Origin of the sequence: Nocardioides terrae (assembly GCF_900112345.1) — a bacterium.
In the GTDB taxonomy this organism is placed as follows: Bacteria; Actinomycetota; Actinomycetes; order Propionibacteriales; family Nocardioidaceae; genus Nocardioides; species Nocardioides terrae.
Genome location: NZ_FOLB01000021.1, coordinates 1 through 24236 on the forward strand (window position 1 = coordinate 1; position 24236 = coordinate 24236).

20 protein-coding genes are annotated in these 24236 nt (G+C 71.6%); 8 read left to right on the top strand and 12 right to left on the bottom strand.

Annotated features, from left to right (window positions below; translation table 11 throughout):
• The 3 genes from BM236_RS17940 to BM236_RS17950 all read right to left on the bottom strand — a co-directional run.
• On the bottom strand, positions 1-449 hold a 449-nt coding region (locus BM236_RS17940), incomplete at its 3' end, for a carbohydrate ABC transporter permease (protein ID WP_139230162.1).
• Positions 450-470: 21 nt separating this feature from the next.
• A complete protein-coding gene (locus tag BM236_RS17945; protein ID WP_091126579.1) occupies positions 471-1772 on the bottom strand; it encodes an ABC transporter substrate-binding protein in 1302 nt (433 codons plus the stop codon).
• A 147-nt stretch (positions 1773-1919) separates the two neighbouring features.
• On the bottom strand, positions 1920-3122 hold the full coding sequence (locus BM236_RS17950) for an ATP-binding protein (RefSeq protein ID WP_091126580.1): 1203 nt from the start codon (positions 3120-3122) through the stop codon (positions 1920-1922).
• A gap of 153 nt (positions 3123-3275) precedes the next feature.
• Between BM236_RS17950 and BM236_RS17955 the strand changes: the two genes are divergently transcribed.
• Positions 3276-4139 (top strand): Fpg/Nei family DNA glycosylase, encoded by an 864-nt coding sequence (locus BM236_RS17955; RefSeq protein ID WP_091126582.1) that lies wholly within the window; start codon positions 3276-3278, stop codon positions 4137-4139.
• 46 nt (positions 4140-4185) lie between these two features.
• On the top strand, positions 4186-4518 hold the full coding sequence (locus BM236_RS17960) for a rhodanese-like domain-containing protein (protein WP_091126583.1): 333 nt from the start codon (positions 4186-4188) through the stop codon (positions 4516-4518).
• Between the two features lie 19 nt (positions 4519-4537).
• Here BM236_RS17960 and aat read toward each other — a convergent pair whose 3' ends face one another.
• Together aat and BM236_RS17970 are read right to left on the bottom strand one after the other, a co-directional pair.
• Positions 4538-5236: a leucyl/phenylalanyl-tRNA--protein transferase gene (gene aat / locus BM236_RS17965; protein WP_425434218.1), complete on the bottom strand. Its 699-nt coding sequence runs from the start codon at positions 5234-5236 to the stop codon at positions 4538-4540.
• Between the two features lie 31 nt (positions 5237-5267).
• Positions 5268-6521 carry an MFS transporter gene (locus tag BM236_RS17970; protein WP_217645405.1) on the bottom strand — a complete coding sequence of 418 codons (1254 nt, stop codon included), beginning with the start codon at positions 6519-6521 and terminating at the stop codon, positions 5268-5270.
• Between the two features lie 168 nt (positions 6522-6689).
• On the opposite strand from BM236_RS17970, the gene BM236_RS17975 reads away from it, so the two are divergent.
• On the top strand, positions 6690-7385 hold the full coding sequence (locus tag BM236_RS17975; protein WP_091126585.1) for an EcsC family protein: 696 nt from the start codon (positions 6690-6692) through the stop codon (positions 7383-7385).
• On the opposite strand, the gene BM236_RS17980 is transcribed toward BM236_RS17975, so the two are convergent.
• The gene (locus tag BM236_RS17980; RefSeq protein ID WP_091126586.1) at positions 7346-8557 is read right to left on the bottom strand and encodes a hypothetical protein; all 1212 of its coding nucleotides are present in this window, start codon (positions 8555-8557) and stop codon (positions 7346-7348) included. The two genes, BM236_RS17975 and BM236_RS17980, sit on opposite strands and share 40 nt — an antisense overlap.
• Before the next feature lie 45 nt (positions 8558-8602).
• On the opposite strand from BM236_RS17980, the gene BM236_RS17985 reads away from it, so the two are divergent.
• Positions 8603-9526 carry a glycosyltransferase family 2 protein gene (locus BM236_RS17985; protein ID WP_091126588.1) on the top strand — a complete coding sequence of 308 codons (924 nt, stop codon included), beginning with the start codon at positions 8603-8605 and terminating at the stop codon, positions 9524-9526.
• Positions 9527-9529: 3 nt separating this feature from the next.
• Here BM236_RS17985 and BM236_RS17990 read toward each other — a convergent pair whose 3' ends face one another.
• From BM236_RS17990 to BM236_RS18005, 4 genes are read right to left on the bottom strand one after another with little or no spacing between them, the layout of a single operon-like run.
• Positions 9530-10627: a hypothetical protein gene (locus tag BM236_RS17990; protein ID WP_139230163.1), complete on the bottom strand. Its 1098-nt coding sequence runs from the start codon at positions 10625-10627 to the stop codon at positions 9530-9532.
• A 55-nt stretch (positions 10628-10682) separates the two neighbouring features.
• Positions 10683-11636: a hydroxymethylglutaryl-CoA lyase gene (locus tag BM236_RS17995; protein ID WP_091126592.1), complete on the bottom strand. Its 954-nt coding sequence runs from the start codon at positions 11634-11636 to the stop codon at positions 10683-10685.
• Positions 11629-13497: an acetyl/propionyl/methylcrotonyl-CoA carboxylase subunit alpha gene (locus BM236_RS18000; RefSeq protein ID WP_091126594.1), complete on the bottom strand. Its 1869-nt coding sequence runs from the start codon at positions 13495-13497 to the stop codon at positions 11629-11631. Before BM236_RS18000 ends, BM236_RS17995 begins: the two co-directional genes overlap by 8 nt.
• Before the next feature lie 5 nt (positions 13498-13502).
• A complete protein-coding gene (locus tag BM236_RS18005; protein ID WP_091126595.1) occupies positions 13503-15098 on the bottom strand; it encodes a carboxyl transferase domain-containing protein in 1596 nt (531 codons plus the stop codon).
• Positions 15099-15136: 38 nt separating this feature from the next.
• Here BM236_RS18005 and BM236_RS18010 point away from each other — a divergent pair, with 38 nt between their 5' ends.
• Complete coding sequence (locus BM236_RS18010) at positions 15137-15706, top strand: SACE_7040 family transcriptional regulator (RefSeq protein ID WP_091126597.1); 570 nt, start codon at positions 15137-15139, stop codon at positions 15704-15706.
• Between the two features lie 40 nt (positions 15707-15746).
• Here the strand turns inward: BM236_RS18010 and BM236_RS18015 are convergent, their stop codons facing one another.
• Complete coding sequence (locus BM236_RS18015) at positions 15747-18467, bottom strand: DEAD/DEAH box helicase (protein ID WP_091126599.1); 2721 nt, start codon at positions 18465-18467, stop codon at positions 15747-15749.
• Positions 18468-18536: 69 nt separating this feature from the next.
• Here BM236_RS18015 and BM236_RS18020 point away from each other — a divergent pair, with 69 nt between their 5' ends.
• The 3 genes from BM236_RS18020 to BM236_RS18030 all read left to right on the top strand — a co-directional run bounded on the left by BM236_RS18020 (position 18537) and on the right by BM236_RS18030 (position 21916).
• Positions 18537-19019, top strand: a complete 483-nt coding sequence (locus BM236_RS18020) for a glutathione peroxidase (RefSeq protein ID WP_091126601.1) — start codon at positions 18537-18539, stop codon at positions 19017-19019.
• A 100-nt stretch (positions 19020-19119) separates the two neighbouring features.
• A complete protein-coding gene (locus tag BM236_RS18025; protein WP_217645406.1) occupies positions 19120-20703 on the top strand; it encodes a DHA2 family efflux MFS transporter permease subunit in 1584 nt (527 codons plus the stop codon).
• Between the two features lie 232 nt (positions 20704-20935).
• Positions 20936-21916 (top strand): DUF559 domain-containing protein, encoded by a 981-nt coding sequence (locus BM236_RS18030; RefSeq protein WP_091126603.1) that lies wholly within the window; start codon positions 20936-20938, stop codon positions 21914-21916.
• 60 nt (positions 21917-21976) lie between these two features.
• On the opposite strand, the gene BM236_RS18035 is transcribed toward BM236_RS18030, so the two are convergent.
• On the bottom strand, positions 21977-24097 hold the full coding sequence (locus tag BM236_RS18035; protein WP_091126604.1) for a RecQ family ATP-dependent DNA helicase: 2121 nt from the start codon (positions 24095-24097) through the stop codon (positions 21977-21979).
• Positions 24098-24236: the final 139 nt, after the last annotated feature.

Sequence of the window (24236 nt, forward strand, 5' to 3'; positions counted from 1 at the left end):
ACGAAGGGCAGCAGCACCGACATCCGCCACAGGGTGCTGCCCCGCAGCCGGTTGTCGAGCAGGGCCGCGATCACCACGGCGATGATCACCTGCGGGACCGAGGAGAGCAGGAAGATGCTGATGGTGTTGACCAGGGCCTTGGTGAAGACCGGGTCGCCCAGCACCTTGGAGTAGTTCTCCAGGCCCAAGAACGCGCCCTTGTGGGAGGCCAGCGGCTGCCAGTCGTAGAGGGACAGGTAGGCGGTGTAGCCCAGCGGGAACAGGCCGATCACCGCGAACAGGACGAAGAACGGCGAGACGTAGAGGTAGGGCGAGACCCTCACGTCCCACCGCGAACGCCGCTCGCTCCAGGAGCGGGTCCGGGTCGGCGTACGGCCCCGGTCAGGGGAACCCCCCGTGAGGGACGCGTGCGCGGCGTCCCCCACGGGGAGGGTGATGGGCTCGGTCATGTGATCTGGGAGGCGGTCAGGTCACAGGGCGTTGACGGTGTCGAGGAACTGCTTCCACGACTCCGCCGGTGAGGCCGAGCCCTCGTCCACCCGCTCGATGGCGGCCTGGAACTCCGAGGAGATGTCCTGGTAGTGCGGACCCTTGTGCGGCTGGACCGTGATCGCCTTGGCGCGGTCGGACATGATCTGGCCGTACGGCGCGTCGCCGAAGAGCTTGGCCTTGAAGTTGACCACCGCCGGGTCGTCGAGCGCCTTCACCTGGCTCGGAAAGTTGCCCACCTCGGTGAAGATCCGCGCGGTCTGCTCGGGAGCGGTGATCCAGGCCGCGAACTCCTTGGCCTGGTCCTGGTGCTTGGACTGCTTCGGGACGGCGAGGTAGGAGCCGCCCCAGTTGCCGCCGCCGCCCGGGAAGACGTCGGCGACGTCCCACGTGCCCGTCCCGCCGGCGTTCTGCTCGATGTTGGCCCGCATCCAACCGGGGCACATGATCGTGGCGAAGCCGTCGTCCTTGAAGGACGCCGTCCAGTCGGCCTTCCAGAGCTTGTTCTTGGTGGAGAGGTCGAGGTGGTCCTGGGTGACGGCCTTCCAGATCCGCTGGACGTCGGGGTTGTCGGCCTTGATCTCGTCGTCGGCGGTCTCGAAGGGGAACTCGACCTGGTTGAGCATCGCCTGGGCGATGGCGCCGGAGGCGTCGTACCAGGCCGTCTTGGGCAGCGCCTTGTGGAACTTGTCGCCGGTGGCGAAGTAGTCGTCCCAGGTGGTGAGCATCTTCGCGACCGAGTCGCGGTCGCTCGGGAGGCCGGCCTTGGCGAAGAGGTCCTTGCGATAGCAGACGGCCTCGGGACCGGAGTCGGTCGCGTAGCCGATCATCTTGCCGTCCTTCGTGGTCCCGCCCTCGGCCTTGAAGTCGAGCCAGCGGCCGTCCAGCGAGGAGTCGCTGAGGTCGACGAAGCTGTCGGAGGCCTGCAGGATCGCCGGCATCAGGTCACCCTCGATGGCGACGACGTCCGGCAGCCCGCTGCCGGCCTGGAGCTTGGTGGTCAGCTCCGGCTTCCAGTCGTCCCAGTCGCCGATCTTGCGCTGCTTGACGTCGAAGTCGTGGTCGCCCGCGTTCCACTCGTCGATGAGCTTGTCGTAGCCGTACTCGCCGAACGTGGTGATGGTGAGCGCGTCGCCCTCGCCGAGCTTGGCCGAGCCGCCGCTGCCGGCCTCGTCGTCACTGTTGCCGCAGGCCGCCAGGCCGGTGAGCAGTACCGCTGTCGCGCTGAGAGCGAGGCCACGGCGGAGGGCCCGCCGTCCGGCCTCGAGTGACCAGTTGAACATCGTGGACTCCTTGCCCCGTCGTGGTGGAAGCGCTTCCACGCTTCTTGGGCAGGAACTATGGCGGCGATCACACCGCCGGTCAAGGGTTGCGCTCGGATTCGCTCCGCTTACCGCGACAATTGCGTGGAAGCGGTTCCACTCGCGCCCTCATGCCTGCCGGCGCAGGTACCTCCCGAAGTGCGGCACGGTGAAGGCGATCCGGCCCCGCTCGCCGGAGTAGATGAGCCCCTTCTTCAACAGCGCGTCGCGCGCGGGCGACAGCGACTGTGGCTTCTTGCCCAGCACGGCGGCGACGTCGGCGGTGGCCACCGAGCCGACCGCGTCGGCGTCAGCGCCGAGATCGGTCGCGGCGTCGGCCATCGCGCGCAGGTAGTCGCGCTCGGCCGGCGTCGCGCGGTCGTAACGGGAGCCGAAGAAGCCGACGGCGAGCTCGCGCTCGGCCTCGGGAGCGGCCAGCTCGACGTCGGCGGCGGTGATCGGCGTGCGCGGGGCGTGGTCCCACACCGCCTTGCCGTAGGCCTGGATGAAGTAGGGATACCCGCCCGTGGCGGCGTACATCGCCTCGAGCGCCTCGTCGTCGAACTCGGCGTCCTCCTCCCCCGCGGGCGCCTGCAGCGCGCGGTCGGCGGCGTCCCGGGTGAGCCGGTCGATGCGCTGGTAGGAGAACAGCCGCTCGGAGTAGGACTTGCTCGCCGACAGGACGGCCGGGAGATGCGGCAGGCCCGCGCCGACGACGATGAGCGGCAGGCCGGACTGGCTGATCTCGTGACACGAGGCGCACAGCGCCGACACGTCGTCGGGGCCGAGGTCCTGCATCTCGTCGATGAAGACGCCGACGCCCTTGCCGACGTCCGCCGCGAGCCCTCCGATGTCGCTGAGCAGCTCCACCAGGTCGATCTCGATGTCCCCGGAGTCGGCGCGGCCCCGGACGACCGGCGCGTCGATGCCGGGAGACCACTGCTCGCGCAGCCTGGCCTGCGGGCCCGCGTCGCGCTGCACGAAGCCGCGGATCACGCCCAGGGCGTGCTCGACCTGGTCCTGCTCCGGGTGGCCGAGCTCGCGAACGGCCTGGTGGAGAGCGCTGGCCAGGGGGCGGCGCAGCGACTGGTCCGGCCTGGCCTCGAGCTTGCCCGTCCCCCATCCCTTGCGGACCGCGGCGCTGCGCAGCATGTTCAGCAGCACCGTCTTGCCGACACCGCGCAGCCCGGTGAGCACCAGACTGCGCTCGGGGCGGCCCTTGGCCACCCGCTCGAGCACGACGTCGAAGGCGCGGAGCTGCTCGTCGCGGCCGGCGAGCTCGGGCGGTCGCTGGCCGGCTCCGGGCGCGTAGGGGTTGCGGATCGGGTCCATGATCGGACCGTATCCATGTTTCTACCCAGAACCTTAGATTTCGCTAGCGGGTCGCAGATCCGGGTCGTCGATGCGGTCGTATCCCTCTCTCTAGCGGTTCCCCGAGACTCCGCTATCGGACTGCATCGACCGTGCGATCCCTAGACTGGCCGGGTGCCTGAGCTGCCCGAGGTCGAGGCGCTGGCCCTGGACCTGAGGGGCCGGCTGCAGGACCGCGCCATCACCAAGATCCACCTCGTCCAGTTCAGCGCGCTGAAGACCTACGATCCGCCCCTGTCGGCCCTCGAGGGCACGCTCGTGGACGACGTACGCCGACACGGCAAGTTCCTCGACCTCGAGGCGTCAGGCGTCCACCTCGTCCTGCACCTCGCCCGCGCGGGGTGGGTCCGGTGGCGCGACGAGGTGCCGCCCGTGCCGCCGCGGCCGAGCAACAAGTCGACGCTGGCGGCCCGCATCGTGCTCGATGACGAGACCGGCCTCGACATCACCGAGGCGGGCACGAAGAAGTCGCTCGCGATCTACGTCGTCAACGACCCCGCCGACGTACCCGGGATCGCCAGCCTCGGGCCCGACCCGCTGACCGATGACTTCACCCCGGAGCGGCTGCGCGCGATCCTCGCCGAGCAGGGGAAGAAGCAGATCAAGGGCGTGCTGCGTCACCAGGGCACCATCGCCGGCATCGGCAACGCCTACTCGGACGAGATCCTGCACGCCGCCAAGATGTCGCCCTTCAAGCCCGCCGACCTGACCGACGACGAGCTCGCCGTGCTCTACGCCGCGATCCGCACGACGCTGACCGACGCGGTCGAGCGCAGCCGCGGGTTGGCGGCGAGCGAGCTGAAGGGCGAGAAGAAGTCGCACCTGGCGGTGCACGGGCGCGCCGGGCTGCCCTGCCCGGTGTGCGGCGACACCGTCCGCGAGGTGAGCTTCGCCGACTCGAGCCTGCAGTACTGCCCCACCTGCCAGACCGGCGGCAAGCCGCTCGCCGACCGACGGATGTCCAGGCTGCTCAAGTGACCGGCCGGTCGATGCGCACGCCCCCTGGGCGTGTTGCAATGGGTGGGTGAGCGTTCCCACCGTCACCATCGACCACGTTCCCGACCCGCTCCCCGACGGGCTCACCGTCCTCGACGTCCGGGAGGACATCGAGTGGGTCCACGGCCACATCGAGGGTGCCGTCCACATCCCGCTCAGCGAGCTCCCCGCCCGCCTCGGCGACGTCCCCGACGGCCAGACGCTGGTCGTGTGCAAGATCGGCGGCCGCTCGGCGCAGGCGACGATGTGGCTCGCCGCGCACGGTCGCGAGGTCGTCAACCTCGACGGCGGGATGCTCGACTGGGCCGACGCCGGTCGCCCGATGGTCAGCGAGAACGGCCAGCCCCCGCACGTCGTCTGACCGGCCTGCGAGGGCCGAGTCAGATGAAGGCGTCGGGGAGCGGGGCGGAGAGAGCGGTCCGGAGCCGGCGCAGGTAGTCTGACCGGTCGAGATCGACGACCCCGAGCGAGGCGAGGTGGGGCGTCGACCACTGCACGTCGAGCAGCCGGTCGCCCGCGTGCTCGTCGCGCAGCAGCGAGACGAGGCCGACGAGGGCGACCTTCGAGGCATCGGTCTCGCGGTGGAACATGGACTCACCGGCGAAGAGGCCGCCGATCGCGACGCCGTAGAGCCCGCCCGCGAGCCGCCCGTCGCGCCAGGCCTCGACCGAGTGCGCCCAGCCGAGCCGGTGCAGGTCGGCGTACGCCGTCCTGATGTCCTCGTCGATCCACCCCTGCGGCCGGGAGGGATCGGCGCAGGCGGCCACGACCTCGTCGAAGGCCGAGTCGACCCGGATCTCGAAGTCGCGCACCGAGCGACGCAGCGACTTCGACACCTTCAGCCCGTCCAGCGGCAGGACCCCGCGCTGAACCGGCGAGAACCACAGCAGCGGGTCGCCGCGCTCGTCGCCCGGCATGGGGAAGAGCCCGCGGCGGTACGCCGCCAGGAGGGTGCCCGGCTCGAGGTCGGCGCCCATGCCGACGAGGTCGCCGTAGCGGTCGTCGTCCGGATCGGCGAAGAGCCACGGGGTCGGCGGCGGCTCGATCGGTGCGCGCTCGCCGGGCCGGTCGGGGTTCACACCACCAAGGTAGGCAGGATGTCCGCGGCGCTCACCGGTCTGCGGCGCTCGCAGCGCCCGTCGCACCGTCGTCGACGCTCTCGGGCTCGTGCGAGATGACGGGGAGCGGCGGGTTGAACTGCCGCTCCGCGAGCAGGCAGACGATCGCGAGCACGACGAGGGCGGCGGACACGAGCGGCACGGCCCGGACCCCGACGGTCGCGGTCAGGCCGGCGCCGAGCCCGGAGCCGCCGGCGATGCCGACGTTGAAGGTGGACGAGTAGAGCGCCATCCCCATGTCCGTGGACCCCGGTGTGACCAGCATGACGCGGTGCCCCAGGATGGGAGGCACCGCCGAGAAGCCGAACCCGAACAGCGCGAGCGCCACCACGGCCGGGACGGGATGGCCCCCGATCAGCCAGAGCACCGCGAGCGCGACGGCGACGACCGTCATCGCCGTGACGAGGGAGCCCCAGGCGTGGCGGTCGAGGAACGCCCCGACGACCACGGCGCCCACCACGCCGGCGATCCCCTGCACGGCCAGCAGCCAGGGCATGTCCTGCTGCCGGAAGCCGGCTACGTCCTGGAGGAGCTGGGTGCCGAACGTGATCAGGCCGAACGCTCCGGTCACGACGAGCGCGGTCGCGACCAGCTGGAAGGCCAGTCGCCGGGCGCTGGGGAAGGGCGCCCGTGACGCACCGCCCTCGGACGGGGCGACCGTCGGGAAGAGCACGATGACGATGACGAAGATGACGACCGACAGCCCGGCCGCCGCCCAGAACGCCGCCCGCCAGCTGACCTGCTCACCGAGCCAGGTGCCCGCCGGGATGCCGAGCACGGGTGCGAGCGAGTTGCCGATCGCCAGGCGCGCCATCACGCGCCCTCGCACGCGGGGCGGGAACAGACCGGTGGTGGCCGGGATGACCGCCACCCAGAACACCGCCTGCGCGAGCGCGGTGACGAGTCGGGCCACCATCACCGTCGTGTAGTCGTCGGCCAGGCCGGTCCACAGCGTGGCGAGGGCCGCGACGCCCACCGTGGCGGAGAGCGCCCAGCGCCGCGGGACGTGCTTCACCGCGTGCGCCAGCGGCACGCTGGCGACCAACACCACGAGGGCGTAGACCGTGACGAGCAGCCCGATCTCCGAGGTGGTGCGCCCCAGGTCGGGTGCCATGAGGGTGAGCAGACCGCCGGGCAGGCCCTCGACGAGCACGAAGAGGAACGTCGAGACGGCCATCGCGACGAGGATGATGGTCGCCCGGCGCTCGTCGACGACGGGGGCGCGGCTGGCAGGGCTCACACTCACGAGGGGTTCTTCCGGTCGGGCACGCCAACGGGGCGGGCGGGGTTCACGGCCAGAACGCGCGGGCCGGAGCGGGAAGCGTACGCGAGCGGCCGGGCTGATGCCGCCTCCTGGAAGGCGGGTGCGCCTGTGCCGACCGGGCGAGAACCACCGGCCTCCTAGGCTCGGGGCATGGCCGGCACTACGAAGAAGATCGTGACCACCGTCGGGTCGACGCTGGGACCCAAGCTCGTCGAGCTCGCCCCGGGCGTCTCCGCCGGCGTGGTGCAGGGTGCGCTGCAGCGCGCGATCACCGGCGTCGGGCCACTTCCCGGTGCCGCGGCGGCGGCGGACAAGCAGCTCGAGGAGCAGCACGGCGACCTCAAGAAGGCCGTCCGCGAGGTGATCGAGAACCACGTCAGGTATGCGTCGGTGAACGGATTCGCGACCAACATCGGCGGACTCGTCACGACCGCGGTCACGCTGCCTGCGAACGTCACCGGCCTGGCGCTGATCGAGTGCCGCATGGTCGCGGGGATCGCGCACCTGCGGGGCTACGACCTCGACGACCCCCGCGTCCGGGACGCCATCCTGGTGACCCTCCTCGGCGAGGAGAAGGTCAACAAGCAGGTCAAGAAGCACAAGCTGCCGGCCCCGCCGATGGCGATCGCCACGGCTCCGGTGCACGACCCGGACCTCGACCGGATCGTCGCGGCGGAGGTGACCTCCGAGCTGCTGACCCGCGTCGCCGGCAAGCGCCTCGTCACGACGGTCGGCCGCAAGGTGCCGATCGTCGGCGGCGTGGTGGGCGCGAGCGTCGACGGGTGGGACACCTACAGGATCGGGCGCTACGCCTCCCGCGAGCTCCTGCCGCGAGCGCGTCGGTAGGCGCCGAGCGCCTTCTGGCCGGTCGGCGAGCCGCTGAGCCGGTCGACCGCCTTCTCGCGCACCCGGCGGCCCAGCGGGATGCCGCGCTGCTCGTCGAGCTCGGCGCGGAGCCGGTGGACCTCCTCGCGGAGCTCCTCCTCGACGACGATCAGCCGTGACCCCTCGTGGACCAGCGCCAGGATCGACTCCACGGCGGCCCCGAGCACGTCACGGGGGTCGGCGTGGTCGGGGTCGACGTACTCGCGCTTCTCGGGGGTGGGGCGCAGGTCCTCGAGGTCGCCGACGACCGAGTAGCCGGCGGCGCCGAGCTTGCCGATCCACTCGTCGGCGAGCTGCTCGACCCACGGCCGGTAGTCCGGCGCCAGGGCGAGGCGCGGGGAGCCGGTGCGGCTGGTGCGCTCGGCGAGCTGGCGGTGCGCCAGCACCTCGCGGACGAGGAAGCGGTACTTGATGTCGGGCAGCGTGCGGTCGACCCGCTCGTTGACCAGGCGGATCAGCGCGGTCTCGGCGACACCGAGCCCGGTGTTGGTGCGGTTGCTCTCGTAGGCGAGCGGGATGCTGTCGATCCCGGTCGCCTCCTCGAGCCGACGGAGCATGACGTCGGGCGCCGCGCCCGCCGGCGGAGCCGTGACCAGGTGGACACGCTCGGGAGGCAGGTCGGCGGCCCAACGCTCGAGGATGTCGGGCACGTGCTGGACGCGCCAGAACAGGTCGGCGCTACGCCCGTCCCGGGCCTTGATGACGCGCAGGAAGTCGGCGTAGGACTCGGTGTTGTAGTGCTTCACCGTCTCCTGCCACTCCGCGGGGATCTGCCGGGCGAGGTCCCGCAGGGTGAGCACGAGGTGGACCTCGGCGTCGCCGAAGCTGGCGCGCGCGCGAGCCGCCTGCTCCGCCGTCGCACCGGCCAGGATCTCGTTGCTGATGATGACGGTGCCGTCCAGCGAGCGGGCCTGGGCGGCGAGCGCGTCCCAATCGCCGACCACCTCGTCCTCGAACCCGCCCCACTCGCGGCGGGTCAGGTCGAGCGCCGCGCGGAAGTGGTCGTCGAAGCTGGCCACCGGGTAGTGCACACCGTGCTTCGCGAGCACGTCGCGGTTGCGGAAGAGGATGTCCTGCAGATAGGTCGTCGCGGTCTTCGGCGTTCCGATGTGCAGGAGGACGCGGCGGGCCATGGGGACATCGTAGGGGCCACCGCGGGGGCCCCTTAGGATCGGCCCGTGGCAACCGTCGGCATCGTGGTCAGGACCAAGGACCGCCCTCACTTCCTGGCCCGCGCCCTGCGCAGCATCACGTCGCAGACGTACGCCGACTGGCAGGCCTTCGTGGTCAACGACGGTGGTGATCCGGACGCCGTGGCGGGTGTCGTCGACGACCTGCTCGAGGCCGACCGGGCCCGGGTGACCATCCTCGACCACCCGCAGTCGCTCGGCCGCTGGCCGAGCGCCAACGCGGGCGTGCGCGCCGCGACGGAGTCGGGGGCGGCGTACCTCGTGCTCCACGACGACGACGACAGCTGGGCGCCGACCTTCCTCGAGCGGGCGGCGGCCTACCTCGACGAGCACCCGCTCGCACCGGGCGTCGTGTCCAAGATCGAGATCGTGTGGGAGGAGGGGTCAGCGGCCGGCGGTTACGTCGAGACCGGCCGCGAGATGTTCCAGGGCCACCTGCACGACCCGCTGCTCGGCGACACGCTGCTGTTCAACCGGTTCGTCCCGATCGGCTTCCTCTACCGCAAGGAGCTGCACGACGAGATCGGCCCCTACGACGAGGCGCTCTCCGTCGTCGGCGACTGGTCGTTCAACCTCAAGATCCTGGCCAGGTGGTCGCTGGACTACCTCGGCGACGAGCCGCTCGCCTTCTGGCACCAGCGTCCGGCCGCGACGGGCATCGACGGCAACAGCGTCATCTCGGCCGGCCGCGACCACGAGAAGTACGACGCCCTCGTCCGCGACGCCGAGCTCCGGTCCTACGTCGGCGAGCACGGGCTCGGCCTGGTGCTCTACCTGACGAAGTTCATCGACCGCCGGCTCGTCGAGGTCGAGGAGGGGCTGCGCCGCGACATCTACTCCGGCGAGTCCGGTGTCGTGGCCTACCGCCGGCTGCGGGAGAGCGCGATGCGGAGACTGCGTCTCCGCCGCTGAGCCTCAGCGACCGGGTCGCTTGGCCAGCCGACGCGCCGCCCGCGCCGCCCGGCGCCGCAGGCTCGCCTCGGGGTCGGGCCGGTTGGCGGCCTCGAGGGTGATGCCGACGAGGGCGTCGAGCGCGGCGTCGCGAACCGCCTTGGGGCCGGGCCGGTCCGGGTTGCGCCACTCGGCGTCGGTCGGCGGCCCGGGCAGGAGGTCGGCGGGGTCGCCGATGACGTCGATGCCGGAGGCGGCGACCCAGTCGGTCCACTCCTGCGCCACGTCCCGCGCCCACTCGTGGGAGGCGGGCGGGAACATGATCGGCTCGCTCTCGCGCTCGGAGATGGTGTCGTAGACGATCGCGTCGAGGACCAGGCGACGGTGGGTCGCCCGCTCCAGTCCGGCCGCCTTGAGCCGCTGGTTGAGCTGGCGAAGCAGGGTCGCCTCGCCCGCGCCGATCGAGGAGTTGCGCCGGTCGCTCTCGCGCGGGGCCCACGTCGGGTCGGCGCCGATGACCTGGCTGAACATCTCCCAGACGTCGCCGCCCGAGCGCGGCAGCACGACGAGGTGGATCCGCTCCGGCGGGACGATCGCGCCCCAGTTGCTCAGCACCCGCGGAATGTGCTGGGCGCGCCAGAACCACACCTTGCTCGTGCGGGGGTCGCCCTCCTTGACCTCGCGCAGGTAGCGGCGGAAGGACTTGGTGCCATACATCTTCAGCCCCTCCTGCCAGTCGGCGGTGAGCTGGCGGGTGATGTCGCGGGCGGTGAAGACGACGTGCAGCTCGGTGCTGTTGTCGAGGCCCCCCAGGTCGGACGCCGCCTTGCGGATGCGCGACGGCTTTGCGACGGCGAGCACCTCGTGGCTGAGCACCACGGTGCCGGTGGCCAGCTTGGCCCGCCGTACGAGCCCGTCCCACTCGCCCTCGGCCTTCTCCGCGAACCCCGGCCACTTGATCCCGGTGAGGTCCAAGGCGGCCAGGAAGTGGTCCTCACGCAGGCCGGTCGGGTACTTGATCCCGTGCTTGGCCAGGCTCGACCTGTTGAGGAAGAGCCGGTCCTGGAGATAGGTGGTGCCCGTCTTGGGCGCCCCGACGTGGAGAAAGACCTTCGCACCCATGGCTCGAGTGTGCCCGGTCAGGGGCGCCGCGTAACGGGCGCGGATGTGCCGCTGCTCACCCCGCCAGGGCGCGTACGACGGCACTCGGGCTCGGGCGACCCAGCTCGCCCGCCATCCAGACGCTCGTCGCGACGACCTTCCCGAGGTCGACCCCGTGCTCGATGCCGAGGCCCTCGAGGAACCAGACGAGGTCCTCGGTGGCGAGGTTGCCCGTCGCGCTCTTGGCGTAGGGGCAGCCGCCGAGGCCGCCCGCGCTGGCGTCGAACGTGGTGACGCCGGCGCGCAGGCCGGCGTAGGCGTTGGCCAGCGCCTGCCCGTAGGTGTCGTGGAAGTGCAGGGCGAGCCGCTCGGTTCCGACGCCGGCGGCCGTGAACGCATCCACCAGGGCGGTGACGTGACCGGCGGTCCCGACCCCGATGGTGTCGCCGAGGCTCAGCTGGCTGGCCCCGAGGTCGAGCAGCCGCTTGCCGACGCTCACCACCTGCTCGATCGGCACGGCGCCCTCCCACGGGTCGCCGAAGCACATGCTGACATAGGCGCGGACGTCGAGCCCGGCGTCGCGGGCGCGGGAGACGACCGGCTCGAACATCGCGAACTGCGCGTCGAGGGAGCGGTTGAGGTTCTTGCGCGCGAACGTCTCGGTGGCGCTGCCGAAGATGGCGACGTGGCGCAGGCCCAGCTCGAGCGCGCGCTCGAGGCCGCGCTCGTTGGGGACGAGGACGGGCAGCGCCCGGCCGAGCTCGCCCAGGTCGGTCATCAGCTCGGTCATCAGGTCGGCGGCGTCGGCGAGCTGGGGCACCCACCTGGGGTGCACGAAGCTGGTCGCCTCGACGATCGGCAGGCCGGCGTCCAGCAGGCGTCGGACGAACTCCGCCTTCACGGTCGTGTCGACGATGCCCTTCTCGTTCTGCAGACCGTCGCGCGGGCCGACCTCGTAGATCGTCACCTTCGCCGGGAGGCCGGGCTCGCGGACCTGCATCGGGAGCGCGGAGATGGCGGGCTCACTCATGGGCCGTCACCTCGAACAGCAGCGCGCCGAGGGCCACCTGACCGCCGACCGCGGCGGCGACACGGGTCACCGTGCCGGCGTACGGCGCCCTGAGCGCGAGCTCCATCTTCATCGCCTCCACGACGCCGAGCACCTGACCCTCCTCGACAGCCTCTCCCTCGCCGACGCGGACGTCCAGCACCGTGCCGGGCATCGGACTGGTGATCGTGCCGTCGCCGGCCACCTCATGACCGGCCGCCGGGTCGGGCGGGGTGAGGTCGAACCACTGGCCGTGGTGGACGGCCTCGGCGCGGTGCGGCTGCACGTTGACGACGGCGCGGTGGCGCACGCCGGCGACGGAGAGGTCGAGGACGTGGCTCTCCGCGGAGTGCTGGCGCACCGGGACGCCGTCGACGGTGCCCAGCCGCCGGTCGACCCGGACCGGCCGGTCGAGGTCGACGACCGTGGCGACCGGGTCGGCGCCCGCGCGCCAGCCGTCGGACTGGAACGGGTGGCCGGTCCCGCGCATCGCGGCGAGCATCGCGCTCACCCACGCGACACAGGTGCGCGCGACGTCGGCGGAGGGCCGGGCCGGCTCGTGCCGGTCGAGCCAGGCGGTGTCGATGGTCGCGTCGCGGAACTCGTCGCCCGCGACGAGCTGCCGCAGGAACCCCGTGTTGGTGGTGACGCCGAGGATCGCCGTCTCGTCGAGCGCGTCGACGAGAGCGAGCCGCGCCGCCTCTCGGTCGGCGGCGTGGACGACCACCTTGCCGAGCATGGGGTCGTAAGCCGTGCTGACGACCTGGCCGCTCTCGAGCGCGTGGTCGGCCCGGACGCCGGCGGGCCAGCGGACAAGCCTCGCCGTTCCGGCCTGCGGCAGGAAGCCGGCGTACGGGTCCTCGGCGTAGATCCTGACCTCGATCGCGTGTCCGGTCGTCGCGACGTCGTCCTGGGCGATCCCGAGCGGCTCCCCGGCGGCGACGCGCAGCTGGAGCTCGACCAGGTCGAGACCGGTGACCTCCTCGGTGACGGGGTGCTCGACCTGGAGACGCGTGTTCATCTCCAGGAAGTAGGGCTCGCCGGTCGCTTCGTCGAGGAGGAACTCCACGGTGCCCGCGTTGGTGTAGCCGACCTGCGCGGCCAGCGCGACGGCGGAGTCCTGGACCAGCGCGCGCTGGTGGTCGGTCAGCGTCGGGGCGGGCGCCTCCTCGACGACCTTCTGGTGCCGCCGCTGGGCGCTGCAGTCGCGGGTGCCGAGGTGGATGACGCGACCGTGGGAATCACCGAAGACCTGCACCTCGATGTGACGGCCCCGCTCCACGTACTTCTCGATGAGCAGGGTGTCGTCGCCGAACGCGCTCGCCGCCTCGCGGGCGGCGGCCGCCTTGGCCTCGTCCAGCTCCGCGGCGCTGCGCACGACCCGCATGCCCTTGCCGCCGCCGCCGGCGGCGGCCTTGACGAGGACGGGAAAGCCGGCGTCCTCGCCGCGCGGCACGACGGGTACGCCGGCCGCGACCGCGATCTCACGGGCGTGGTCCTTGCGGGCCATGGCCTCCATCGCCTCCGGGGGCGGACCGACCCAGACCAGGCCGGCGTCGCGCACGGCCCGGGCGAAAGCGGCGTTCTCGGAGAGGAATCCGTAGCCGGGATGGATGGCATCCGCGCCGGCCTCGCGCGCCGCGGCGAGCACCTGGGCGGCGTCGAGGTAGGAGTCGACACGGATCGCGACATCGGCGTCACGGACGTGCGGGGTCCGGGCGTCTGCGTCGGTGTGGACGGCGACCGTGCGCAGGCCGAGGTCGCGGCAGGAGCGGAACACGCGCCGCGCGATCTCACCGCGGTTGGCGACAAGGACGGACTCGATGGGACCGATGGAGGACATCGCGCTCACATCCTGAAGATGCCGTAGTGGGGGGCGGGCACAGGCGCGTTGGCCGCCGCCGCGAGCCCCATGCCGAGCACCCGACGGGTGTCGAGCGGGTCGATGAGGCCGTCGTCCCAGAGCCGGGCGGTCGCGTAGTAGGCGTTGCCCTGGGTCTCGTACTGCTCGCGGATCGGGGTCTTGAACGCGTCGTCGTCGGGGCGCCCGGCGACCGTGGCGAGCACCGAGGCGGCCTGCTCACCGCCCATCACCGAGATCCGGGCGTTGGGCCACATCCACAGGAACCGCGGGTCGTAGGCCCGGCCGCACATGCCGTAGTTCCCCGCGCCGAACGAGCCGCCGATGACGACGGTGAACTTCGGGACCACGCTGCATGCGACGGCCGTGACGAGCTTGGCGCCGTCCTTGGCGATGCCGCCGTTCTCGTACTCGCGCCCGACCATGAAGCCGCTGATGTTCTGCAGGAAGACCAGCGGGATCCCGCGCTGGTTGCACAGCTCGATGAAGTGGGCACCCTTGAGGGCCGACTCGCTGAAGAGGATGCCGTTGTTGGCGACGATCCCGACCGGGTAGCCGTAGACGTGCGCGAACCCGCAGACCAGCGTGTCGGCGTACAGCTGCTTGAACTCCTGGAAGCGGCTCCCGTCGACGACGCGGCGGATGACCTCGCGGACGTCGTAGGGCGTGCGGGAGTCGGTCGGCACGACGTCGTAGAGGCCGTGCGGGTCCTCGAGCGGCTCCTCGGGCTCGATCGGGGTGATCCAGCGCTCGCCCGCACCTGCGGTCGAGTTGACCGAGCCGCCGCGCGGCAGCGTGTCGACGATCCCCCGCACGATGCGGAGCGCGTCGGCGTCGTCGCTGGCCAGGTGGTCGACGACGCCCGACTTGGTGGCGTGCACCAGGCCACCGCCGAGGTCCTCGGCGCTGACGACCTCACCGGTCGCGGCCTTCACCAGCGGCGGGCCGCCGAGGAAGATCGTGCCCTGGTCCTTGACGATGACCGTCTCGTCCGACATCGCCGGGACATAGGCGCCGCCGGCCGTGCAGCTGCCCATCACGCTGGCGATCTGCGGGATGCCCCGTGCAGACAGGTTCGCCTGGTTGAAGAAGATCCGGCCGAAGTGCTCGCGGTCGGGGAAGACCTCGTCCTGCATCGGCAGGAACGCGCCGCCGCTGTCGACGAGGTAGACGCAGGGCAGGTGGTTGTCGGCGGCGACCTGCTGGGCGCGCAGGTGCTTCTTGACCGTCATCGGGTAGTAGGTGCCGCCCTTGACGGTCGCGTCGTTGGCCACCACGACGCACTCACGGCCCGCGATCCGGCCGATGCCCGTGATGATGCCGGCGCTGGGGACGCTCGTGCCATACATGCCGTACGCCGCCAGCGGGCTCAGCTCGAGGAACGGGCTGCCCGGGTCGAGCAGCCGGTCGACCCGCTCGCGGGGCAGGAGCTTGCCGCGGTCGGTGTGCTTCTTCCGGGCGCTCTCGCTGCCGCCCGACCGGACGGTCGCGAGGCGCTCCCGGAGCTCGTCGCTGAGCTCGCGCAGGGTGGTCACGACGGTCAGGTTAACGATCGTTAACCGGCTGGGGCAAGCGGTGGTCATCGCCGGCCCACCCGGTGAACGACCGTTAACCTGCTCCCGTGACCGAGACGCAGACCCGTCGCCAGCAGCTGCTGGACACGGCCGCCGACCTGTTCGCGCAGCGCGGCTTCCACGGGGTCTCGGTGACCGAGCTGGGCGCAGCGTGCGGGATCAGCGGGCCGGCGCTCTACAAGCACTTCCCGTCGAAGGAGGCGCTGCTCGCCGACATGCTGGTCTCGATCTCCGAGCGGCTGCTCGAGGAGGGGCAGGCCCGCGTAGCCGCCGCGTCGGGCGGCCCGGCCGAGGCGCTCGTCTCCCTCGTCGACTGGCACGTCGACTTCGCCCTGCGGCACCGCGCGCTCATCGTCGTCCAGGACCGGGACTGGTCCTCGCTCCCGGCCGCCTCGCGCGAGCAGGTCCGTGCCCTCCAGCGTGCGTACGTCGACGTGTGGGCCGACCAGCTCCGGCTGATCACCCCGTCCCTCACGGTGGAGGCCGCGCGGGCGATGGCGCACGCGGCCTTCGGGCTGATCAACTCCACGCCGCACAGCGGCCTGCTGCCGGACGAGGAGATGCGGTCGGTGCTGACCGCGATGGCACTGCGCGCGCTCGGCTCACCGCGCACCTGACCTCCCGGGCCGCTCCACGGCGGTGTCGCTCTGCGAGAGGTCAGGTGGCCGGTCGACGCAGGGTGACCAGGTCGCGCAGCTCGGCGTCGGAGAGCTCGGTGAGGGCGGTCTCCCCGCGACCCAGCACCGCCTCGGCGAGCGAACGCTTGTGCTCGAGCAGCAGCGCGATCCGCTCCTCGAGCGTGCCTCGCATGACCAGCCGGTGCACCTGGACCGCCTTGGTCTGACCGATCCGGTGGGCCCGGTCGGTGGCCTGGTCCTCGACGGCGGGGTTCCACCAGCGGTCGACGTGGACCACGTGGTCGGCGCGGGTCAGGTTGAGCCCCGTCCCGCCGGCCTTGAGGCTGAGCAGGAAGACCGGCACCTCCCCCGCCTGGAACGCCGCCACCATCCGCTCACGGTCCCTCACCGGCGTCCCACCGTGGAGGAACTGGTGCGAGACCCCGGTGGCCGACCAGTGCTCCTCGAGGAGCCGCGCCAGGGCGACGTACTGCGTGAAGACGAGCACCGCGCCGCCCTCGCTCGTCGCGGTCTCGACGACCTCGTCGAGCAGGTCGACCTTCTGCGACCGGCCGGCGATGCGGCCCTGGTTCTGCTTGAGGAACTGGGCCGGGTGGTTGCAGATCTGCTTCAGCCCGGTGAGCATCATCAGGATCAGCCCGCGCCGGGCCGGGTCGTCGCCCGGCAGCCGCTCGATCCGCTCCATGGTGTCGCGGACGTAGGTCTCGTAGAGCACCGTCTGCTCCCGAGTCAGCGAGAGCAGGTGGTCGGTCTCGGTCTTGGCCGGCAGCTCCGGCGCGATCCCCGGGTCGGTCTTGCGCCGCCTCAGCAGGAACGGGGCGACCAGGTCGGCGAACTGCCTCGTCGTCACCGCGATGCCCGCCTCGATCGGCGCGGCCCACGCCTTCCGGAACGCCTTGCGGCTGCCGAGCAGGCCGGGGACTGTCCAGTCGAGGATCGCCCACAGCTCGCTCAGATCGTTCTCCACCGGGGTGCCGGTCAGCGCGACCCGCGCCTGGCTCGGGATCGTCCGGATCTGGCGGGCGGTGGAGCTGGCGGGGTTCTTCAGGTGCTGCGCCTCGTCGGCGACGACGAGGTCCCACGGGACCTGCGCGAGGAGCCGGGCGTCGCGCCGCATCGTGCCGTAGGTCGTCAGGACGATGCCGCCGCCGCGCTGGTCGAGCTTGTGGAGACCGTCGAGGTCGCGCGCGCTGCCGTGGTGGCGGCGGACCCTGACGCCCGGCGCGAAGCGGGCGATCTCCGCCTCCCAGTTGCCCATCAGGCTGGTGGGACAGACGACGAGGGTGGGTCCGGTCGCTCCGCCCGCGATCCGGTGGAGGTGGAGGGCGATGAGGGTGATCGTCTTGCCGAGTCCCATGTCGTCGGCGAGGCAGCCGCCCAGGCCGAGCGCCGTGAGGTCGGCGAGCCAGGTCAGTCCACGGTGCTGGTAGCCGCGCAGGGTCGCCTCGAGTCCGGCCGGCAGCGGCACGAGGTCGCCGTGGCCGGCCTCGGCGACCCGGTCGCGGAGCTTGGCGAGGGTGGCGCCGACGACGACGTCGCTCGGGCCGGGCTGCGTCGCGTCGATCTCGACGGCGCCGGTCAGAGCAGCGCTCAGCGCCTCGGCGGGGGTCGCCTGCCGGAGCAGTCGCTTGCGTGCCTTCTTCGCGACCCGCGGGTCGACGATCGTCCACGAGCCGCGCAGCTTGAGGACGGGTGCCGCCGACCTCGCGAGCCGGTCCATCTCGTCGTCGGTGAGCGGGTCGTCGCCGATGGCGAGCTGCCACGTGAAGCTGAAGAGGTCCTTGGTGGCGAAGAGGCCGGTGTTGAGCGCGCCCTCGCGGGTCCCGCTCGACCGCGGAGTGGCGTCGACGACGGTCCGTGCGGTCAGCTCGCGACCCAGCGAGCGCGGCCACATCACGTCGACGCCGATCTCCTTCAGCGCGCCCACGCCCTCAGCCAGGAGGGAGCCGATGTCGTCCCCCTCGAGCACCATCTCGGTCGGCGTGGCCTGGAAACGCATCCGCTGCAGCGGGGGCCAGGCCTTCGCGGCCTCCGCCAGTCGCATCGCCACCTGGGCGCGGGTCCTCGGGCCGAAGTCGTGCTGGCGGGGGTCGTCGCGCCACAGCGCCCCCGCATCGGCGAGGTGGAGCGGGTTGTCCTGGTCGTGCACCTGGAGCACCACACGCAGGACGCCTTCAGTCAGGGTCTCCTCGTCGGCCTCGACCCGCAGGGAGATCGACACCTGGTCCGGGACGTCGGGCCGGTCGTCGTGGGTCAGGTGGCGCTCGAGCCGCTCGCGGAGCCGGTCGCCGATCTTGTGCGTGGGCCGCGGCGCGACGCTCGCGGCCGCTCGCCGGGCCGCACCCTGCATCGACCCGGCCGGCATGGCGTCGACGACGGCCGCCACCATCGACCAGACCAGCGACTCGGCGCTCTCGGTGTCCACGCCGTCATAGGCCCGCGACTCGGCGAGCAGCCGCAGCCGCTGGACGTCGTCTCCGAGGACGACCGGCGCCCAGCCCTGGGACGTCTGCTCGAACTTCCCGGCCGCCACCAGCCGCAGCGCGAAGTGCGCGGAGGCGGCGAGCAGCCCGACCGACGGATGCGTGGCCTCGCGCGCGAGCGCCTTGGTCAGGACCGGAACGGCCGAGACGATGGGGAGTGCCAGCGTGCGCCGCTCGTCCCGGAAGGTGATCGAGCCGTCCCGCGGCCGGGCGGCGACGGTCAGCACCGCCGGTCCGGTCAGGGGCACGAAGCTCATGCGGGCGACGGTATCCCGCAAGACCGACACCCCCGGGATCGAGTGCACAGCCCGGCGTACCCTCTGCGCATGAGCATCCTCGACTCCTCCGTCGGTCGACTCGACGGCACCCCGGCCACGCTGGGTGAGCTGACCGGCGGGCGGCCCGCGCTCCTCGTCAACGTGGCGAGCAAGTGCGGTCTCACCCCGCAGTACGCCGGCCTGGAGCGCCTGGCCGAGAAGTACGACGGGCTCGCGGTCGTGGGCTTCCCGTGCAACCAGTTCATGGGGCAGGAGCCGGGCTCCCCGGAGGAGATCGCCGAGTTCTGCTCCGCGACCTACGGCGTCACCTTCCCGCTGACCGAGAAGATCGACGTCAACGGGGAGGGCCGGCACGAGATCTACGCCGAGCTGACCCAAGCGGCGGACGAGAAGGGCACCGACGGCGACATCCAGTGGAACTTCGAGAAGTTCCTCGTCTCGCCGCAGGGCGACGTCGTGGCCCGTTTCTCCCCGCAGGTCGAGCCGGAGGACGAGCGGATCGTCGCGGCGATCGAGTCCGCGCTCGCGTAGTCGACGGCCTCCCTCCCCGGCCCGCGGGCGCCGTCGGGGGTAACCGAACGTTCACGAAAACCGATTAGGGACTGTCGGTGCCGGGTCCTACGCTTTCCCGGTGACCGCAGACCTGACCCAAGACCCGCCTGCCGCAGGCGCGAACGACAAGCTCACCAAGGAGATCTTCGTCGTCGCCGGTGTCGTCGTGCTCGGCATGATCATGTCGATCCTCGACATCACCGTCGTCAACGTCGCCCTTCCCACGTTCCAGACCGAGCTGGCCGAGAACGGCCGGGAGATCGCCTACTCGACGGTTGCCTGGACCGTCACCGGCTACACCCTCGCTCTCGCGGTCGTCATCCCGGTGACCGGCTGGGCGGCGGACCGCTTCGGCACCAAGAAGCTCTTCCTCGGCGCCGTCACGCTGTTCACGCTCGGGTCCGCCCTGTGTGCCACCGCGTGGAGCATCGAGTCGCTGATCGCCTTCCGGGTGCTGCAGGGCTTCGGCGGCGGCATGTTGATGCCGCTCGGCATGACGATCATGACCCGCGCAGCCGGACCCGCTCGGATGGGCAAGCTCATGGCCATCCTCGGCGTTCCGATGCTGCTCGGCCCGATCCTCGGCCCGATCCTCGGTGGCTGGCTGATCGACGCCGCCTCGTGGCACTGGGTGTTCCTCATCAACCTGCCGCTCGGCATCGTGACGATCGTCTACGGGTTCTTCGCCCTGCCCAAGGACAACGTCAACCCCTCGGAGTCCTTCGACTTCGTCGGCATGCTCCTCATGTCGCCCGGCCTGGCGCTGTTCCTCTACGGCGTCTCGAAGATCCCCAGCACCGGCACCGTCGCGGACGCCGAGGTCCTCATCCCCGGCATCCTCGGCGTGGCGCTGATCGTCGCGTTCGTCCTCTGGTCGTTCAAGCCCAAGCACCCGCTGCTGGACCTGCGCCTGTTCCACGACCGCCAGTTCACGGTGTCGGTCATCACGATGTTCCTGTTCGCCGGCGCCTTCTTCGGTGCGCTGCTGCTGGTGCCGACCTACTTCCAGCAGGTCCGCGGCGAGTCGACGCTCAAGGCAGGCCTGCTGGTCGCGCCCCAGGGTCTCGGCGCCATGCTGGTGATGCCGATCGCCGGGACGCTGGCCGACAAGATGCCGGTCGGGCGGATCGTTCCGTTCGGCTTCGCCGGGATCATCGTCGGCATGATCGGTCTGGCGTCCAGCACCTCGCCGGACACCCCGACCTGGCACATCTGCGCCTGGCTCTTCGTCATGGGCCTCGGCATGGGCGGCACGATGATGCCGATCTTCACCGCGGCGCTGCGCACCCTCACCGAACACGAGGTCGCTCGTGGCTCCACGCTGCTCAACGTGATCCAGCAGATCGCGAGCTCGGCCGGTGTCGCCGTCATCTCGGTGGTGCTCACCAACAAGCTCAACAACTCCGACGCCATCTCCGCGGCCCAGGCCGCGCAGGAGGCGCAGGCCAAGGGCCAGCAGGTGCCGTCGGCCGCTGCTGAGCTGATGGCCAAGCTGGGCGACAAGTTCCAGGGCACCGTGTTCTCGGACATGGCGGACGCGTTCCAGACGAGCTACATCGTCGCCCTGGTGATCCTCGTGCTCACCCTCATCCCGGTCGCACTCCTTCCCCGCAAGAAGGAGGAGGGCCTCAACGCCCCCCAGCAGCCGACGATGATGCACTGACGGCTCAACTCCAACGTCCTGCGCCCTGGCTGCTCCGGCAGCCGGGGCGCAGGTCATTTCGGGGGTCGTTGGGTCGGGCGTCCTGCGAAGTGGTTGCCCTGGCAGCCACAACGCAGGACGTCTCGCCGGACGCGAGCCACATGGCGTCCACAGGCCGCTCTCGTGACGCGGTCATCCACAGGGTGCCTCCGACGGGTCGGACAACAAGGCTCGGATCGGCCAAGGTCGCTCCATGACGGATCCATCGACCGAGATCGCCTCCGCGGTGACAGCGAAGAAGCCACGTGCCGACCGGATCGCCGAGCTGCGATCGGTCGCAGCGAAGCAGGCCGGCGTCGTCACACTCGACCAGGCGTACGCCGTCGGCCTGACCCGCGGCCAGGTGCGAGCCCAGGTCGCCGCCGAGCGCTGGCGCCGGATCGGCGTGCACTCGATCGCGCTGTTCACCGGCGAGCTGCCCCACGAGGCCCGGTGCTGGGTCGCCGTGCTGGAGGCCGGCGAGCGTGGCTACGTCGACGGGGAAGCCGCACTCCTGCTCGCCGGGCTCGAACACTACGCGGTCCGGAAGATCCGGGTGTCTGTTCCACGCGGGGCACGCATTCGGCACCGCGGGACGACGATCGACATCAGGGAGACCCGTCGTTGGAGCGAGGAGGACATCGACGAAGGGCCCGGACCGGTTCGGGCACGGACCGCGGTGGCCGGCGTACGCGCAGCGATGTGGGCTGTCTCTGACCGCCAGGCGAGCCTGTTGCTCACCATGGTCGTGCAGCAGCGGCTCGCGACCGTCGAGGAGCTGACCGTCGAGCTCCTGAGAATCCGGCGGGACAAGCGGCGGCGGCTGCTGGCCGAGACGCTGCTCGACCTGGCCGGTGGCGTCGGCTCACTGGGTGAGCTGGACGTGCTCAAGGGCTGCCGGGAACGGGGCCTTCCGGAACCGGACCTGCAGTCGCTGCGCCGGACGCCCGCGGGCTCGTACTACCTGGACCTCCGCTGGGCGGCCTGGGGCGTCGCCGTGGAGGTGGACGGGATCCAGCACGCCTGGGCGGAGAACCTGGTGGCGGACTCGCTGCGGCACAACTCGCTCGCCATCGCCGGAGACATCGTCCTGCGGCTGCCCGTCCTGGGTCTTCGGGTGTGTCCCGACGACTTCTTCGACCAGATCGAGGAGGCACTCCGCGCCGGTGGCTGGCGCAGGACCGCCGCCGCCTGAGCCGACGGCGCACAACGTCCGACGAAGCGGTCGCCCCAGCAACCACCCCGCAGGACGTCCTCAGCCGGAGACGGCGAGCGCGAGGGGTAGCACCGACCCCGCGCCGGCGTCGCGCAGTGCCTTGGCGGCCAGGGTCAGCGTCCAGCCGGTGCCGACCAGGTCGTCGACCAGCAGCACCCGAGCATGCGGAGGGAGCTCGACACTGAGCGAGAAGCGGCGGCCGACGGCGGCGACCCGCTGGGCGGAGTTCACGGCGCCCTGTTCGGGCTCGACGCTCGGATCGACGATGGCGTAGGTGCCGGCGACGGGGACATGGAGGTAGCGCGAGAGTCCGGCGGCCAGGTCGGCGACCAGGGTGGGACGCCGGAACGACTCGACGTGGACGATGGCATCCACTCCGGGACGCCACTCGCCGAGCACCTCGATCAGGGCCTTGACCAGCGGGACGGGCACCGGGCCGTCGGGCGTCTCGGCGCGGAAGAGGTTGCGCAGCGCCTGGCCGTGACCGAGGTCGGTGAGGCGGGCGATCGCCCGGCCCTCCTCCGGTCCGCCGGCGATCTTCCCCTTGAGCGCGATCCCGAGCCGGTCGAGGCCGGTCGGCCACATCTTCTTGGGCTCGATGATGACGCCCGGACGCGCGAGGCGTTCGCCGGCGGTGGCGAGGGACTCCTCCGACACCGAGGTGCCGAGCGAGAGCCCACCGCAGTTGTCGCAGCGGCCGCAGTCGGCAGCCTCCGGGTCGTCGAGCTGCTCGCGGAGGTAGCGCATCCGGCACTCCGACGAGTCGAGGTAGTCGAGCATCGCCTTCTGCTCGCGCTGGCGCGCCTCGGCCACACGGGCGTAGCGCTCGGTGTCGTAGACCCACTCCTGACCGGTCGCCTCCCAGCCACCGGACACGCGGCGGACGGCGCCGTCGACGTCGAGCACCTTGAGCATCGTCTCGAGCCGAGTGCGATTGAGCTCGACGTAGGTCTCCAGCGCCTGGGTGCTCACCGGCCGCCCGGCCTCCTGCAACGTCTCGAGGGTGCGGCGGACCAGCTCCTCGCGCGGGAAGGCGAGGGAGGCGAAGTAGGCCCAGATGTCGCGGTCCTCGATGCCCGGCAGGAGCACGACCGAGGCCGGGCCGGTGATCCCGCGACCGGCCCGGCCGATCTGCTGGTAGTAGGACACCGGCGACGATGGCGCACCCAGGTTGACGACGAAGCCGAGCGGCGCGTCGAAGCCCATCCCGAGCGCACTGGTCGCCACCAGCGCCTTGACCCGGCCGTTGGCGAGGTCGTCCTCGAGCGCCTGCCGCTCGGCGGTGTCGGTCCGGCCGGAGTAGGCCGCGACGTCGAGCCCGCGCGAGCGCAGGAAGTCGGCCACCTCCTGGGTCGCGGCGACGGTGAGGCAGTAGACGATGCCCGACCCGGGCTGCTCGGCGAGGTGGTCGGCGAGCCAGGCGAGTCGTTGCTCCGCCGTCTTCAGTCGTACGACGCCCAGCCGGAGCGTCTCGCGGTCGAGCGATCCCCGAAGCACCAGGACCCCTCGAGACGCCTCGTCCGTCGGCTCGTCGGGGACCGTGTCGCCGCCCAGCTGCTCGGCGACGTCGGCGGTGACCCGCGCGTTGGCGGTGGCGGTCGTCGCGAGGACGGGGATGCCGGCCGGGAGGTCGTCGAGCAGAGTCCGGATGCGCCGGTAGTCGGGCCGGAAGTCGTGCCCCCAGTCCGAGATGCAGTGCGCCTCGTCGACGACCAGCAGGCCGCACTCGGCGGCGAGACGCGGCAGCACGGCGTCGCGGAAGCCCGGGTTGTTGAGCCGCTCGGGGCTGACCAGGAGGACGTCGACCTCACCCGAGTGGATCGTCTCCTCGATGCGGGACCAGTCCTCGATGTTGGTCGAGTTGATGGTCGCGGCGCGGATTCCGGCGCGCTCGGCGGCGGCGATCTGGTTGCGCATCAGGGCCAGCAGCGGGCTGACGATGACCGTCGGGCCGGAGCCCAGCTCGCGCAGCAGCAGCGTGGCGACGAAGTAGACCGCCGACTTGCCCCAGCCGGTCTTCTGCACGACGAGCGCGCGCCGCTTGTCCTCCACCAGCGCCGCGATCGCCGACCACTGGTCCTCGCGGAGCGTGGCGTCGGGTCGGCCGACGAGGGCGCGCAGGTGCTCCTCGGCGCGGTCGCGGAGTGTCGTGACGGGCATGGTGACGTGTCTACCAGCCGCTCCCGACAGCCGGTGGGTGGGCTTCCACCGATGGTCTCGATACGCTCGCTGGCGCTCTCTACTCGACCAACGGAACTTGCGACGCGCGCCCACGGATGGTCTCGACACGCTCGCTGGC

Bases quoted from the DNA above. Each gene is read 5' to 3' on its own strand.
- BM236_RS18000 (WP_091126594.1), bottom strand. From the start codon at position 13,497: ATGTCCTCCATCGGTCCCATCGAGTCCGTCCTTGTCGCCAACCGCGGT.
- BM236_RS17945 (WP_091126579.1), bottom strand. From the start codon at position 1,772: ATGTTCAACTGGTCACTCGAGGCCGGACGGCGGGCCCTCCGCCGTGGC.
- BM236_RS18005 (WP_091126595.1), bottom strand. From the start codon at position 15,098: ATGACCACCGCTTGCCCCAGCCGGTTAACGATCGTTAACCTGACCGTC.
- BM236_RS18035 (WP_091126604.1), bottom strand. From the start codon at position 24,097: ATGCCCGTCACGACACTCCGCGACCGCGCCGAGGAGCACCTGCGCGCC.
- BM236_RS17980 (WP_091126586.1), bottom strand. From the start codon at position 8,557: ATGGCCCGCCGCGTCCTCCTGCACATCGGAACGCCGAAGACCGCGACG.
- BM236_RS18020 (WP_091126601.1), top strand. From the start codon at position 18,537: ATGAGCATCCTCGACTCCTCCGTCGGTCGACTCGACGGCACCCCGGCC.
- BM236_RS17990 (WP_139230163.1), bottom strand. From the start codon at position 10,627: ATGGGTGCGAAGGTCTTTCTCCACGTCGGGGCGCCCAAGACGGGCACC.
- BM236_RS17975 (WP_091126585.1), top strand. From the start codon at position 6,690: ATGGCCGGCACTACGAAGAAGATCGTGACCACCGTCGGGTCGACGCTG.
- BM236_RS17995 (WP_091126592.1), bottom strand. From the start codon at position 11,636: ATGAGTGAGCCCGCCATCTCCGCGCTCCCGATGCAGGTCCGCGAGCCC.
- BM236_RS18015 (WP_091126599.1), bottom strand. From the start codon at position 18,467: ATGAGCTTCGTGCCCCTGACCGGACCGGCGGTGCTGACCGTCGCCGCC.
- BM236_RS17950 (WP_091126580.1), bottom strand. From the start codon at position 3,122: ATGGACCCGATCCGCAACCCCTACGCGCCCGGAGCCGGCCAGCGACCG.
- BM236_RS18030 (WP_091126603.1), top strand. From the start codon at position 20,936: ATGACGGATCCATCGACCGAGATCGCCTCCGCGGTGACAGCGAAGAAG.